General features: G+C 37.6%; 13 protein-coding genes. 4 read left to right on the top strand and 9 right to left on the bottom strand.

All coding sequences use genetic code 11. The features are described from left to right. Positions 1 to 1,194: a hypothetical protein gene (locus tag CHU_RS08980; protein WP_011585221.1), complete on the top strand. Its 1,194-nt coding sequence runs from the start codon at positions 1 to 3 to the stop codon at positions 1,192 to 1,194. Here the strand turns inward: CHU_RS08980 and CHU_RS08975 are convergent, their stop codons facing one another. Further along, on the bottom strand, positions 1,195 to 1,692 hold the full coding sequence (locus CHU_RS08975; RefSeq protein ID WP_011585220.1) for a DUF2306 domain-containing protein: 498 nt from the start codon (positions 1,690 to 1,692) through the stop codon (positions 1,195 to 1,197). It abuts the gene before it with no gap. 147 nt (positions 1,693 to 1,839) lie between these two features. Beyond that, positions 1,840 to 2,511, bottom strand: coding sequence for a 23S rRNA pseudouridine(2604) synthase RluF (locus tag CHU_RS08970; protein ID WP_041932665.1), 672 nt, complete (start codon positions 2,509 to 2,511; stop codon positions 1,840 to 1,842). A 172-nt stretch (positions 2,512 to 2,683) separates the two neighbouring features. On the opposite strand from CHU_RS08970, the gene ttcA reads away from it, so the two are divergent. Continuing rightward, complete coding sequence (ttcA, locus tag CHU_RS08965; RefSeq protein WP_049755513.1) at positions 2,684 to 3,514, top strand: tRNA 2-thiocytidine(32) synthetase TtcA; 831 nt, start codon at positions 2,684 to 2,686, stop codon at positions 3,512 to 3,514. A gap of 33 nt (positions 3,515 to 3,547) precedes the next feature. Here the strand turns inward: ttcA and CHU_RS08960 are convergent, their stop codons facing one another. After that, positions 3,548 to 4,030, bottom strand: coding sequence for a hypothetical protein (locus CHU_RS08960; protein ID WP_011585217.1), 483 nt, complete (start codon positions 4,028 to 4,030; stop codon positions 3,548 to 3,550). A 275-nt stretch (positions 4,031 to 4,305) separates the two neighbouring features. Between CHU_RS08960 and CHU_RS08955 the strand changes: the two genes are divergently transcribed. Continuing rightward, positions 4,306 to 7,401, top strand: a complete 3,096-nt coding sequence (locus CHU_RS08955) for an AsmA family protein (protein ID WP_011585216.1) — start codon at positions 4,306 to 4,308, stop codon at positions 7,399 to 7,401. Between the two features lie 9 nt (positions 7,402 to 7,410). On the opposite strand, the gene CHU_RS08950 is transcribed toward CHU_RS08955, so the two are convergent. The 5 genes from CHU_RS08950 to groES all read right to left on the bottom strand — a co-directional run bounded on the left by CHU_RS08950 (position 7,411) and on the right by groES (position 11,008). Continuing rightward, the gene (locus CHU_RS08950) at positions 7,411 to 7,791 is read right to left on the bottom strand and encodes a hypothetical protein (protein ID WP_011585215.1); all 381 of its coding nucleotides are present in this window, start codon (positions 7,789 to 7,791) and stop codon (positions 7,411 to 7,413) included. Next, positions 7,778 to 8,392, bottom strand: coding sequence for an HAD family hydrolase (locus CHU_RS08945; RefSeq protein ID WP_011585214.1), 615 nt, complete (start codon positions 8,390 to 8,392; stop codon positions 7,778 to 7,780). The genes CHU_RS08950 and CHU_RS08945 overlap by 14 nt, the downstream gene beginning before the upstream one ends. A 116-nt stretch (positions 8,393 to 8,508) precedes the next feature. Then, positions 8,509 to 8,880, bottom strand: a complete 372-nt coding sequence (locus tag CHU_RS08940) for a hypothetical protein (protein ID WP_011585213.1) — start codon at positions 8,878 to 8,880, stop codon at positions 8,509 to 8,511. 165 nt (positions 8,881 to 9,045) lie between these two features. Further along, a complete protein-coding gene (gene groL, locus CHU_RS08935) occupies positions 9,046 to 10,674 on the bottom strand; it encodes a chaperonin GroEL (protein WP_011585212.1) in 1,629 nt (542 codons plus the stop codon). Between the two features lie 55 nt (positions 10,675 to 10,729). Then, complete coding sequence (gene groES / locus CHU_RS08930; protein WP_011585211.1) at positions 10,730 to 11,008, bottom strand: co-chaperone GroES; 279 nt, start codon at positions 11,006 to 11,008, stop codon at positions 10,730 to 10,732. 213 nt (positions 11,009 to 11,221) lie between these two features. Between groES and CHU_RS08925 the strand changes: the two genes are divergently transcribed. After that, positions 11,222 to 11,941 carry a hypothetical protein gene (locus CHU_RS08925; RefSeq protein WP_011585210.1) on the top strand — a complete coding sequence of 240 codons (720 nt, stop codon included), beginning with the start codon at positions 11,222 to 11,224 and terminating at the stop codon, positions 11,939 to 11,941. 75 nt (positions 11,942 to 12,016) lie between these two features. Here CHU_RS08925 and secG read toward each other — a convergent pair whose 3' ends face one another. Continuing rightward, entirely contained in the window at positions 12,017 to 12,352 is a 336-nt protein-coding gene (gene secG / locus CHU_RS18875; RefSeq protein WP_011585209.1) for a preprotein translocase subunit SecG, read from the bottom strand. Between the last annotated feature and the right edge of the window lie 6 nt (positions 12,353 to 12,358).

Raw genomic sequence — 12,358 nt, 5'->3', positions numbered from 1 at the left:
ATGAAAGTTTTTTTATATAGCATTGTTACAAGCATTCTTATGGGTGCCTGCTCCGGAAAAACAGAACAGGTAATTGTTGAAGTGCCGGCAATGCATGCAAGTGAGATTTACCAGCGAAATGATGTTAAAAAATATATGCTGAAATACGGCAGCGAACACCATGATATTGCAGCATCCTACAAAGAAAAATCCGCAGCGATAAAAGATAAAGACCTGAAGAAGGCCATTTATTTTTTACAACGTTCCATAACATTAGAACCTACGTATGAATCGTATATAGAACTTATAAATCTGCTGTCTGCCGATAAGGATTATTCCGAAGCCTGCAGCGCGTACAATGTATTGGTAAACGAAGCATATTATGAAGAAAATGGGAAATGGGTGAGTGGATATGTATTTGCCAAGCCCGACGAAAATCTGATTTCAGATTATATTATTGTCAATATTCTGGCTACCAATACCATTGATTATTACATATTATCTCTTGCCGGAGAAAATATGGATAAACAAAAAATACGTGCGCAGTTGATTGCAGATAAACGTTTTGAATACGATACTGCAAGTGCTGTTTATAAAAATCTCATGGTGCAGTTCTGGACAGATGAAGAAATAGAAGCATATAAAAAAAGTCAGCTAAACTTAAATGCACTGTTAGCATCTGTAACAGATACATCTTCGGTGTTTCAAATCAATCAGAAGAATGTTAATCAATTCCGCTACGATGATTTTAATGGAATAAATTATACAGACATTTATGAGGAAGGTATTGATCTGGCCGGCATGGCAGTTTATTATCTGAAAGAAAAAAGAGATGAACCGAATAAATGGCTGCAATACAATATCAACCATTCTTTCCATCCGCATGAATCAATAAAGGCATTGGTCTATGCTGTTGATACGTCTGTAACGGCCTGTCCGATTGATATGAGAGCAATCTATCACCGTTTGGTTATTTATGATTCAAATGGAGATATTTTATCCGATAAAGTGCTGGCATGTCAGGCTGGTGAAATGCTGCAGACGGTTTCATATAACAAAGACCACTTTGAGATTACGGAATATAAACGGACATGGAAAAATCCGTACGAAAAAAATAATTTTGATAACGAGATTACGAAAGTAGAGCAGCTCTCTAAAAAAAGCTATTCAATTACAGCGGACGGACAGATCGTTGAAGAGCCAGCCGTGCAATAATCAATACGGATGAAAGATTCTTTTTCGGATCAATAGTTCGGCAAGCAATAGATTAGGTACCCAGCTTAACCAGGAAATCAGCGTATACATTTCTCTTGAATGCAGAATAAAGAAATGAGGAAGAATTACTACGTAGGTACGCAGGGTTATCGCAGATAGGGTTAATGCATAGCTCCGGATCATAAAATCAGTATGTGCCTGAATATTTCTGTTTTTTATTTTACGGTAGGCCTGTAAAGTAAACATAAACCACAGCACAGAAATCAAACTGAAGGAAATTTTTGTCCATAAACCACCATTGGCGTACAGGGACATAACAAACCCGCTGGGAGCGCTCACACACAGGATCAGTAATACATAGGCTTTTCCCATTGTCCGGTGCAGTTGCGGAAATTTTTTTAAAAAGATAGGAATGAATTGAAAAATTCCCAGAAACAAAACAAGCAGGCTGGAACTGATGTGCGTGTAAAAAGCTAACCGCCAGATTGGCTTATGCAATACGCGCTGCTTGGTGAGCAGAAAAGAAATATCGTATCAAAACTAAAATAAGGAAAGGTGATCCGGATCATCAGCCAGGTGCAAAACAGCAATGGCAATGTCCATAGCAAGATCCAGAACGTTCGTTTTATATACATGCCAGTATGTTTAATCAAAGATCTCTGCACGGGTAAGGACTCTATATGCTCCCGGTTTAAGATCGCCCAATTCAATTGAGGTGATGCGTATACGTTTGAGCATTGTTACTTCATACCGGAGTTTGTAACACATTCTTCGGATCTGCCTGTTAAGGCCCTGTGTAAGAATAATGCGGAACGAGTGTTCTGTAACCATGCTTACACGTGCCGGACGTGTTTTCTGGCCCATAATAACAATGCCTGAAGATAGTTGCTCAACAGCTTCATCGGTCAATGGTTTATCAACTTCAACCAGGTATTCTTTTTCCTTAAAATTATCAGAAAACGCAATGTCTTTATAGAGCTTACCATCGTTGGTGAGCAGCAGCAAACCTTCAGATTCTTTATCCAGCCTGCCGACCGGGTACACATGCTCTCCGAAGGGAAGTGTGTGCAACAGATTGTTTTCAATGGCTGCATTCAGCGTACACTCAATACCGCGCGGTTTATAATATGCGTAATACGTAAAATTCCGGCCCTCCTGCAATACTTCGCCATTCACTACAATGTGGTCACTTTTTAATACATCGTTCCGTTGAAGCGCTTTTACGCCGTTAATGAATACCTGATTTTCAAGCACCATGTTACTGGCTTTATCTTTTGAGATATGAAACCGCTTTATGAGAAATTCATTAATATTCATAAAAGTGTATGGGAGCGTAGGTGATTCAGCCGTTAAAGTTCCTGTTAAATACTTACAATAACAAGCTGATAAGGTATGAAAATCAGTTGCTTTTAATACATTCAGTGTGTAAAGGCATTTCGCATTACTGGTTTTCTTCGTACCTTTGAGGCATACATTTACTACTGAAATCATGCCATTACCAACTCCTGAAGAAAAGAATATAAACCGCTTGCGAAAAAGTTTTTGGGAAGCAGTGGAAGAGTTTGATCTGATCGAACCGGGAGATAAGATCATGGTATGTTTATCTGGCGGTAAAGATAGTTATACCATGCTGGACATGTTTATACATGCTCAAACCGTACGGAAAAATTTTGAAATCATTGCGGTTAATTTAGATCAGAAACAGCCGGATTATCCCGAACATATCCTGCCAGAATACCTGACGCATTTAGGCGTTAATTTTAAAATTGTTGAAAAGGATACATACAGCATTGTAATTGATAAAACACCTGCCGGAAAAACGATGTGCAGCCTGTGTTCACGCCTGCGCAGAGGAAGTTTGTATGCTACTGCTGAAGAGCTGGGTGTTACCAAGATTGCTCTGGGTCACCACCGGGAAGATGTACTGGAGACGTTTTTCCTGAACTTATTCTTTAGCGGGAAAATGGAAGCTATGCCGGCAAAGTACCGCACCGATGATGGTAAACATGTTGTAATCCGTCCGCTGGTATATTGTAAAGAAAATGAAATAGCCGAATATTCCATCTATAAAAAATTTCCGATCATACCGTGCAATCTATGTGGCTCGCAGGAAAATATGCAGCGCAAGATTACTAAAAAAATGCTTGCCGATTGGGAGCTTCAGTACCCCAATAGAAAAGAGGTTATTTATAACGCATTAAAAAATATCAGCCCCTCTCATTTGTTTGACCGTGATCTGTATGATTTCAAAGAATTGAAACACCGGGTAGAGGAACTGAATGAAAAAGATACTCCGAAAGTAGAAGAGTATATCCCGTAAAAAAATCCTGCCGTTAACGGCAGGATTTTTTTATTAGTCTAAGTCTTCCGGAGTAATTTCGCCTTCGGCCGGTTTTGTTCCGGCAGCTCTGTTTTTTTGAAATTCCTCTTTTTTTTGCTTTTTAATTTCGTCCCATTTTTTTTTCTGGTCGGCTGTTAAAATTGTATTCAGGCTGGCGTTATAGGTATCGCGGGCTGTTTTTAATTCAGGTTTTGCAGCTTCCATATTACCTTTGTATTTTGAACGGATACTGTCGACCTGCTGTGCCTTGGATGTATTCAGCGCAGCTACTTTGCTTTGCTGTTCGGCACTTAAATTTAACGAGCTTGTCATATATTGAGTCAGCCTGGCTGCTTTTTGAGCTGACGTTTGTTTTTGACCCTGCCCGCCGCCATGAGCAGCTTTACCACCTTGCTGGCCATTATGTTGTCCCTGGTTGCCGTTATGGTTTTGCTGTGCAAAAGATACAAGGCATAAACTTGAGAAGAAAACGATTGAGAAAACGATTTTTTTCATAAGAGTAATAGAGTTAACGGTTTTAAATATGTTTACTTTATTAGACGTTATAAAAGAATAAATCCTTCGTTTTTTGAAATAAATAGTTGTGAATAACTCCGGATCATTTTAAGCAGAATATCAAACAACAGTTTAACCGGTAGGAGATCCTTTTAAAAATAAATTATAAAAGTCGAATGTGAATTATTTATGCGTCAAAAGAAATAGAATATAGTATTGCATTGAGTATCTTGTCGGGAATATGTTAGATGTATTCAATTACATTTTACTTTAAAATGAAGTGGAATAAAAATATACAAAAATGGGTTTTGATTACAGGCTGTATACTTGCAGTACTGTTAATCAGTCCGTTTATTATTGTACAGCTTTACAAAGACGAAATCAAAACGGAGATTGAAAAAAATATCGATGAAAATATTAATGGCATTGTAAGCTTCGAAAAAATTAATTATTCCTTCTTTTTTCATTTTCCAAATTTAACATTGGCCATGAATAAGGTTGATGTAATCGGCATTCATACGTTTCAAAAAGACACGCTGGCACACATTGACCGGATTGATTTACAATTGAACTGGTTTAAACTCATCCTCAAAAATAAGATTGAAATAGATGCGGTTGTGTTGAATAAACCAATCATTCATATGCTGGTAAAGCACGACGGAAGCGCCAATTATGCGATTATAAAAAAAGATACAATAAATGCAGACACCATGGAATATGCCGGCATTTCGCTTGATAGATTTGAAATTAAAGAAGGTACGATCCGTTACCTGAATGAAAGTACAAGACAGTGGATAGAAGTATATGATATAGCACATACCGGAAAAATTGATATCGAAAAAAATAAAATCAATTATTTAACTACTACGGCGGTTAAACATATTTCTGTAACGGATAATGATATCAACTACATGCATGATAAACAATTATCCTTACACATGAATCTGGTGTTTGATCTGCATTCAAATACCTGTTTTATTCAGGAGAACGCTATTGAGTTGAACACGTTTCGTTTCGGCATGGACGGCAGTGTGCGTTTTTTACCTAAAGGATATCACGTTGATATGACCTTTGCTTCTAAGCAAGCTTCTTTCAGTGATATCTTATCGCTTATACCGGGTACCTATAAGAAAGAATTGAAAAACATTCATACCGAAGGTTTATTAACCTGTACCGGAAAAATTAAAGGTGATTATTATGACACAAGCGCAGTTATTCCGGCTTTTCATGTAGATCTGAAAATTGCTGATGCCGTATTGCAGGTGCAGGATTTTCCATCAAAAATAAAAGATATACAGTGCAATCTCGAAATAGAGAATACGAGCGGTATTATAGATAGCACCATTATTAATCTCAAAAATTTTAATATGGATGTTGGCGGGCATCCGGTAAAGGGACGGTATAAAATGCAGGGGTTTACTGATGTATACATTGACGCCGATATCCTTGCCGAACTTGAATTCGAAACCATTGAAAACATATTTCCAATCCGGCATTGTGATATTAAAGGTAAACTTAATTTTGACCTGCAGGCAAAAGGCATGTATAAGAAAAGAAAACATGGCGATGATTTTGAAGTTACCAGTATACCAGCATTTGATCTGAATCTCACGTTACGTGAGGGTACCTTAAAGTACGACAGTGCACAGGCAACTTTTCATGATATAGATCTTTTTTTGAACGGCAATAATACAGATGGAAATCCGGAGCATACAGATTTTAATTTAAAATCACTGGAAGTTTATTTAGGTGAAAATGTTATTACAGGTACTATTTCAGTAAAAGGATTAAATTCCTGCTACATTAAATCCAACCTCAGCGCTTCCATGGATTTAGCAGATATAGAAAAATTATATCCCGCTAATACCAATATTATCAAAGGGCTTTTTAAAACAGATGTTATCATTAATGGGGTGTATGATACTAAAAATGATTTATTTCCTTCTGTCAATGCTTTGGTAAGCCTTACTAATGGCTACCTGCAGACAAAGGGGTATTCAGAACCCATAGAAAATATAAACTTCACGGCACGTGCTGTAAATACTACCGGAAAGGCTGAAAATACACGTGTTGATTTTGATCAGCTGAATTTTTTAATGGAAGGAAATCCGTTTTCAATGAAAGGGTATATTGAAGACTTTGTTAAAATGAATTATGATTTTAGCATAAAAGGCATACTGGATCTGGAAAAAATCACAAAAGTATTTCCGATAGAAGGGGTTACCTTATTGGGTATGGTTGATACCGATATTGAAAGTAAAGGATCTATTGTAGATATAGAAAATAAAAACTTCTCTAAAATTACCTGTGCCGGAAATATTTTACTTAAGCAGTTTAAATACCGTTCACCGTCTTTTCGGATGTCGTTGCATGTAAATGAAGCATATTTAAAACTGGCGCCGGATAAAATTGTAATGACCAAATGCACCGGTCGGGTTGGCAGGACAAAATTCTCCATGACTGGTGATTTAACCAATTACATGTATTTCATTACCTCTAACAATGATATGATTACGGGTGATATTAATCTTAAAAGCGATACGCTTGATTTAACACCCTGGATTGATAAAACATATTCCCGTAAACGAAAAAGTATAACAACGATACCAGAACCAACTCCTGTACCCTATACGGAGCCTGAGATCTGGGAGGTACCTAAAAATATAAACTTTATTTTTGATGCGCAGATTGAGCATCTTTTTTATCAGGATTTGCATATTACAAAATTGAAAGGGAAGATTGCGATCAGAAATGGAATATTAACATTGAATGAAACAGGATTTAATTCCTCTAATGGTTATTTTTCCGTCGATGGTGATTATAATACGGTAGATAGCAACCGTCCGTTTTTTGATGTGCATCTTGATATCCGGGAACTGGATATTAATAAAGCCTATACTGAAATTGCATTGGTGCGTAAACTGGCGCCTGCAGCAGGAGATACCTATGGCAAAGTATCGGTCAACTACAAACTTTCAGCAGAGCTGACACATAAAGGAACCATAAAGCTCGAGACACTTACAGGGGGCGGAAATGTTACGGTGGCCGATGCAAAAATCAATGGCATGAAAATGTTTGATGAGATCAGCCGATCTGCTAAAAAGCAGGATATAAAAAATCCGGATGTGAAAAATGTATCCATGGATTCAGAAATTCATGATAATAAATTATTCATCAAACCTTTTTCATTAAAGGTGAACGGGCTGAATACAGATATTGAAGGTTCAAATGATATTACCGGCGGCAATCTGAATTATTTAATAAAAATAGAATTGATTCCGATTGATAAAATGAAAATTCCATTTCACGTAACCGGTACGTATGATGCGCCCAAAGTAACCATGGGGAAAGGGAAGAAGGAGAGCCGATAAAATGGACTGTTATGTAATAGTAAGATAAGCCCACTTTAAAAACAGCATCAATAATAAGCATACGGGATGATACATAATGAAAATAAAAACCATTGCGCTTTCATCTGTTCCTTCAATTTTCAATAGTTTAATCAGCGCAGGAAGTATAATCGATATGCTGCATAAGTAAAGTATAGCAAAAAGAAGAGAGTAAAAAAAATAAGCCCAGCCAGTAACAGCATAGCAAATCATTACGGCGTTTACAAGCATAAAACCGATGAAAATAATGCCGGCCAGCGTCCAGGTTTTATCGGTATTTTTAGGCCGGATAATAAACACACAAACGATTGTCAGCAGTATAAAAAATAATACCTGAAAAAAAGGTTTTTTTAGGAGTTCAAATAATATCATACGTGTAAACAGAAGTATGGAATTTGGTAACATCAATATAATCCATCCCTCCGGCTTGTGCCGCTTTAAATCCTTGTAGTGCATCTTCAAAGACGAGGCAATTTCCCGGGGCAATGTTCATGCGTCTCGCGCATTCTAAAAACGTATCCGGAAAAGGTTTGTGTTTTTTTACATCTTCGGCACTTACTAAAATATCGATGTATGTATCAGCCTTTATCTGCTTAATATTGGGAAGTGCTATCTCCAGCGTTCCGCCCGTTCCCATAGACATTGGAAGTACGCCCGCATATTTTTTAACGATGTCCATCGTATACGAGATGGGTTGAATCGTAGGAATTTCTTCCAGATAATATTTTTCCTTTAAGGCAGACACTTCTTCTGTAGAAATGTGTGATTTATGTTGCAGGTTTAATAACTCTTTAAAGACATCTGTTGTAGGGATGCCTGCCATTTTTATAAAGAACTCTAATGGAAATTCAAAACCAAATTGCCTGGCTACACGCAGGCTTGCTCTGTAATGCGCAGGCATGGTATCAGCCAGGGTACCGTCAATATCAAAAATCAATCCCTTGATATGATCGGGTAAAATAAAGGAATTCATTATTAAATGGGTAAAGGACTGGATAGTTAATTATGGTACAGCATTTTGTGAATGGCACAAATACATCGGCAGGCGTTTCATAAATACATAGCTTTATGAAAATATGCTGCGTATTATTATTTCAGGGTATTGATTACTTTCCGTATGTAACGGAACATGATCCAGGCCGGGTTGTTTTCATCTTCTTTACCTGAAAGATGTTCAAGATGATTGATGACACGTGTACGGATAACAGGAGTACGTAGGAAGCGTGCCGCGTTTACAGAGATAAATTCCATCCGTTCTTCTTCGGAGTGCACAAGGTATTCGTTGTATACTTCACGCTGTAAAGATTGTAATCGGTTGGAATCAACGCTTGGGAATAATTCTTTTTTGATACGTGTTGTGTCGGCTTCAGAAATGACACAGTCTGTATCAGCTATTGATAAGCACAGGTAATACAGGTAGTGCTCATACGCCCAATTTAGAACAGTTACTGGATGCACCATAGGTTAGTTAGTGGCTTCAGGGTTTTGAAACGTATTCGTAACATTTTAATAATGAGGATAAATACCATTTCGGTTCCAATTTACGAATCCTATTGACATATAAACAACAAAACTCCCCTGAATTACAGGGGAGTTTTGTAAAAAGAATCGATTTTATTACATGAATTACATCATGCCACCCATTCCGCCGCCGCCCATTGGAGGCATAGCAGATTTTTCTTCCGGTTCGTCAGCCACTACACATTCCGTAGTTAATAGAAGAGATGCCACAGAAGCAGCATTTTCTAACGCCAAACGAGTTACTTTAGTAGGGTCAATAATACCTGCAGCAATCATTGCTTCGTATCTGTCTTCACGGGCATTGTATCCGTAATCGCCTGTGCCTTCTTTCACTTTCTGAACAATTACAGAACCTTCAAGGCCTGCATTGTACACGATAGCACGTAAAGGAGATTCAATTGCCGTACGGATGATCTGAATGCCTGTTTTTTCATCTTCATTGTGGAATGCAACGTTATCTAAAGCAGCACCTGCTCTGATCAACGCAACGCCACCACCTGGTACGATACCTTCTTCAACAGCAGCACGTGTAGCATGCAATGCATCATCCACACGGTCTTTTTTCTCTTTCATTTCAACTTCTGTAGCTGCACCAATATACATGATAGCAACGCCACCGGATAATTTAGCTAAACGCTCCTGAAGTTTTTCGCGATCGTAATCAGACGTAGTATTTTCCATCTGAGATTTGATCTGGTTAACACGTGCAACGATATTATCTTTTAAACCTGAACCATTAACAACCGTTGTGTTGTCTTTATCAATATTGATCTTTTCAGCTGTACCTAAATATTCAAGTGTAGCGTTTTCTAATTTGTATCCGCTTTCTTCAGAAATAACTGTACCGCCTGTTAAAATTGCGATGTCTTCCAACATAGCTTTTCTTCTGTCACCGAAGCCCGGAGCTTTAACAGCCGCGATTTTCAGTGCACCACGGATTTTGTTTACAACAAGTGTAGCTAATGCTTCACCGTCAACATCTTCCGCAATGATTAACAACGGTCTTCCGGACTGAACAACTTGTTCAAGAATCGGAAGTAATTCCTTCATAGAAGAAACTTTTTTATCGTAGATCAGAATATATGGACGATCTAACTCAACTTCCATTTTATCTGTATTCGTAACGAAGTAAGGCGATAAGTATCCACGGTCAAATTGCATACCTTCAACAGTTTTTACTTCTGTTTCAGTACCTTTAGCTTCTTCAACAGTAATAACACCATCTTTACCAACTTTATCCATTGCATGTGCAATCATTTTACCGATTTCGTGGTCGTTGTTGGCAGAGATTGTAGCAACCTGTGCGATCTCGTTTGAATTAGAGATTTTTTTAGACTGAACTTTAAGATCTGCAATGATCGCAGAAACTGCTTTATCAATACCTCTCTTAAGATCCATTGGGTTAGCGCCGGCTGCAACGTTTTTTAAACCTGCATTGAAAATTGCCTGCGTTAAAACAGTCGCAGTCGTTGTACCGTCACCAGCCTGATCAGCGGTTTTTGATGCAACTTCTTTAACTAATTGTGCGCCCATATTTTCGATAGCATCTTTCAACTCAATGTCTTTTGCTACAGAAACCCCATCTTTTGTGATAGCAGGTGAACCGAATTTTTTATCTAAAATTACATTTCTTCCTTTAGGGCCAAGGGTTACTTTTACTGCATCTGCCAATGCATCAACACCTTTTTTCAATTTTTCGCGGGCGTCTCTGTCAAATAAAATTTGCTTTGCCATTTTTAGTTTTACGTTTTTAGTACGGTTGTTAGGAATGTTTTTTATTCTTCAGGAATTAAAGAATAGCGTAGATTTCAGATTCTTTCATGATTAAGTAATCTTTTCCATCTACAGATATTTCAGTACTGGAATATTTACCATAAAGTACTGAATCTCCAACTTTTACTGTCATAGGTTCATCCTTTTTACCAGATCCGACTGCTACTACAATACCTTTAAGTGGTTTTTCTTTTGCTGTATCAGGGATAATAATGCCAGATGCTGTTTTTGATTCTGCAACTGCCGGCTCAATCAGAACTCTGTCTGCTAGTGGTTTGATGTTTACGTTACTCATAATCTATTTTTGAACTTAAAAGTTTTAAAATTTCCTACTGCCTCTCTGTCTACTATCGTGCCAAAGCAGAAGACAGAAATTATGACATAAAAATAAGTGTAAAAACTGACACTATTTGGCTATATTGTTATATCCTAGGCATTTTGTTGAAATAATAACTAACAAAATGGCAGTATTAAACGTTAAGTAGTATATACCAAACCCGCATGCGTTATGAAGCAACTTGATCCGGATTGGCTTACCAAAGGTTTAATCGACTTTGAATACAAAAAATACCAGCTTTTAGGGTATTTAAACTCGGTTCGCAATGATTTTAATGACCGAAAATTATACCCGCCGCTTTCGGAGTTGTATGGGCATTATCAAACCCTGATCTCCATTAAAAATAACAAACAAAACCTGAAACAAAGTTTTCCGAAAGAAATCACTGCTGCCGATAACGATAAAGCGGAGTTTTTATACCGGGAACTTATTGCAGATGACAAGCTTATGCAGGAGATCGAAGATATTTTATCGTTTGCCATTCCTGCTTTTGAAAATGGCCTGCGGGAAGGAAGAGCGATTTATGAAGATGTGGAACAAAGCTTAAAAATTGAACCCATCGGCCTGGAGCCATTGTATACCGATGCCGGTTATATTCTGCTGAATCAGCCACCGGATAAAGAAATGCACGTATATCAATATGATATTACCATTTTTCATCATGCCAATGAAAAATTCAGAGGGATTCATACTAAAAAGATTGATTCCTTTAAAGAATCTGTAAGCAATACGGTTAATTCTATGAAATTGGGTCTGATCAAAAAATATCCGGAATTACCGAATCCTGCAACATATTTAATTCAAACACAAATAAGGTATCCCGAAAAAGAAACGGTAATGCCGGTAGCTCAGCTGGCATTGGTGCGTTACTTATCTACTAAAACAGTGTAATGCTTACAACAGCTTGCATAAAAAAAGAAAGCCTCCCGTTTAACAGAAGGCTTTCTTTTTTAGAAATGTTTATGATTACTGAGCAGGAACAGTATCAGCCGGAGCCGGTGCTGTTTCAACTTCTTCACCAGATTCAGGTGCAGTAGTACCTTCTGTATTTTCAACATCTGTATCGTCTGCGTCATCAACAGTAGGTTTTGCAACGTAGTTGAAAGCAAGACAGATTACTAAAATTGTAATAGCTAAACCAATTGAAAGATTACTTAAAAAGTCCCCCGTTCTTTTAGCTCCGATTACTTGTGTTGAACTGCTGAAGCCATCTGCAACACCGCCTTTAGAGTTTTGAGCTAATACCACTATCACCAATAAAACGGCACATAGAATCAACAAAATAGATAATGTAATAATCATTGTATG

The sequence above is a fragment of the Cytophaga hutchinsonii ATCC 33406 genome (assembly GCF_000014145.1).
GTDB classification, from domain to species: Bacteria; Bacteroidota; Bacteroidia; order Cytophagales; family Cytophagaceae; genus Cytophaga; species Cytophaga hutchinsonii.
Note: the sequence above shows the minus strand (reverse complement) of the source record. Positions and strands in the feature narration are given on the sequence as shown.

Excerpts from the sequence above, each read along its gene's own strand:
- CHU_RS08925 (WP_011585210.1), top strand. The coding sequence starts at position 11,222 with ATGAAGCAACTTGATCCGGATTGGCTTACCAAAGGTTTAATCGACTTT.
- CHU_RS08960 (WP_011585217.1), bottom strand. The coding sequence starts at position 4,030 with ATGAAAAAAATCGTTTTCTCAATCGTTTTCTTCTCAAGTTTATGCCTT.
- CHU_RS08945 (WP_011585214.1), bottom strand. The coding sequence starts at position 8,392 with ATGAATTCCTTTATTTTACCCGATCATATCAAGGGATTGATTTTTGAT.
- CHU_RS08955 (WP_011585216.1), top strand. The coding sequence starts at position 4,306 with ATGAAGTGGAATAAAAATATACAAAAATGGGTTTTGATTACAGGCTGT.
- groL (WP_011585212.1), bottom strand. The coding sequence starts at position 10,674 with ATGGCAAAGCAAATTTTATTTGACAGAGACGCCCGCGAAAAATTGAAA.
- CHU_RS08950 (WP_011585215.1), bottom strand. The coding sequence starts at position 7,791 with ATGATATTATTTGAACTCCTAAAAAAACCTTTTTTTCAGGTATTATTT.
- groES (WP_011585211.1), bottom strand. The coding sequence starts at position 11,008 with ATGAGTAACGTAAACATCAAACCACTAGCAGACAGAGTTCTGATTGAG.
- CHU_RS08980 (WP_011585221.1), top strand. The coding sequence starts at position 1 with ATGAAAGTTTTTTTATATAGCATTGTTACAAGCATTCTTATGGGTGCC.
- CHU_RS08970 (WP_041932665.1), bottom strand. The coding sequence starts at position 2,511 with ATGAATATTAATGAATTTCTCATAAAGCGGTTTCATATCTCAAAAGAT.
- ttcA (WP_049755513.1), top strand. The coding sequence starts at position 2,684 with ATGCCATTACCAACTCCTGAAGAAAAGAATATAAACCGCTTGCGAAAA.
- secG (WP_011585209.1), bottom strand. The coding sequence starts at position 12,352 with ATGATTATTACATTATCTATTTTGTTGATTCTATGTGCCGTTTTATTG.
- CHU_RS08940 (WP_011585213.1), bottom strand. The coding sequence starts at position 8,880 with ATGGTGCATCCAGTAACTGTTCTAAATTGGGCGTATGAGCACTACCTG.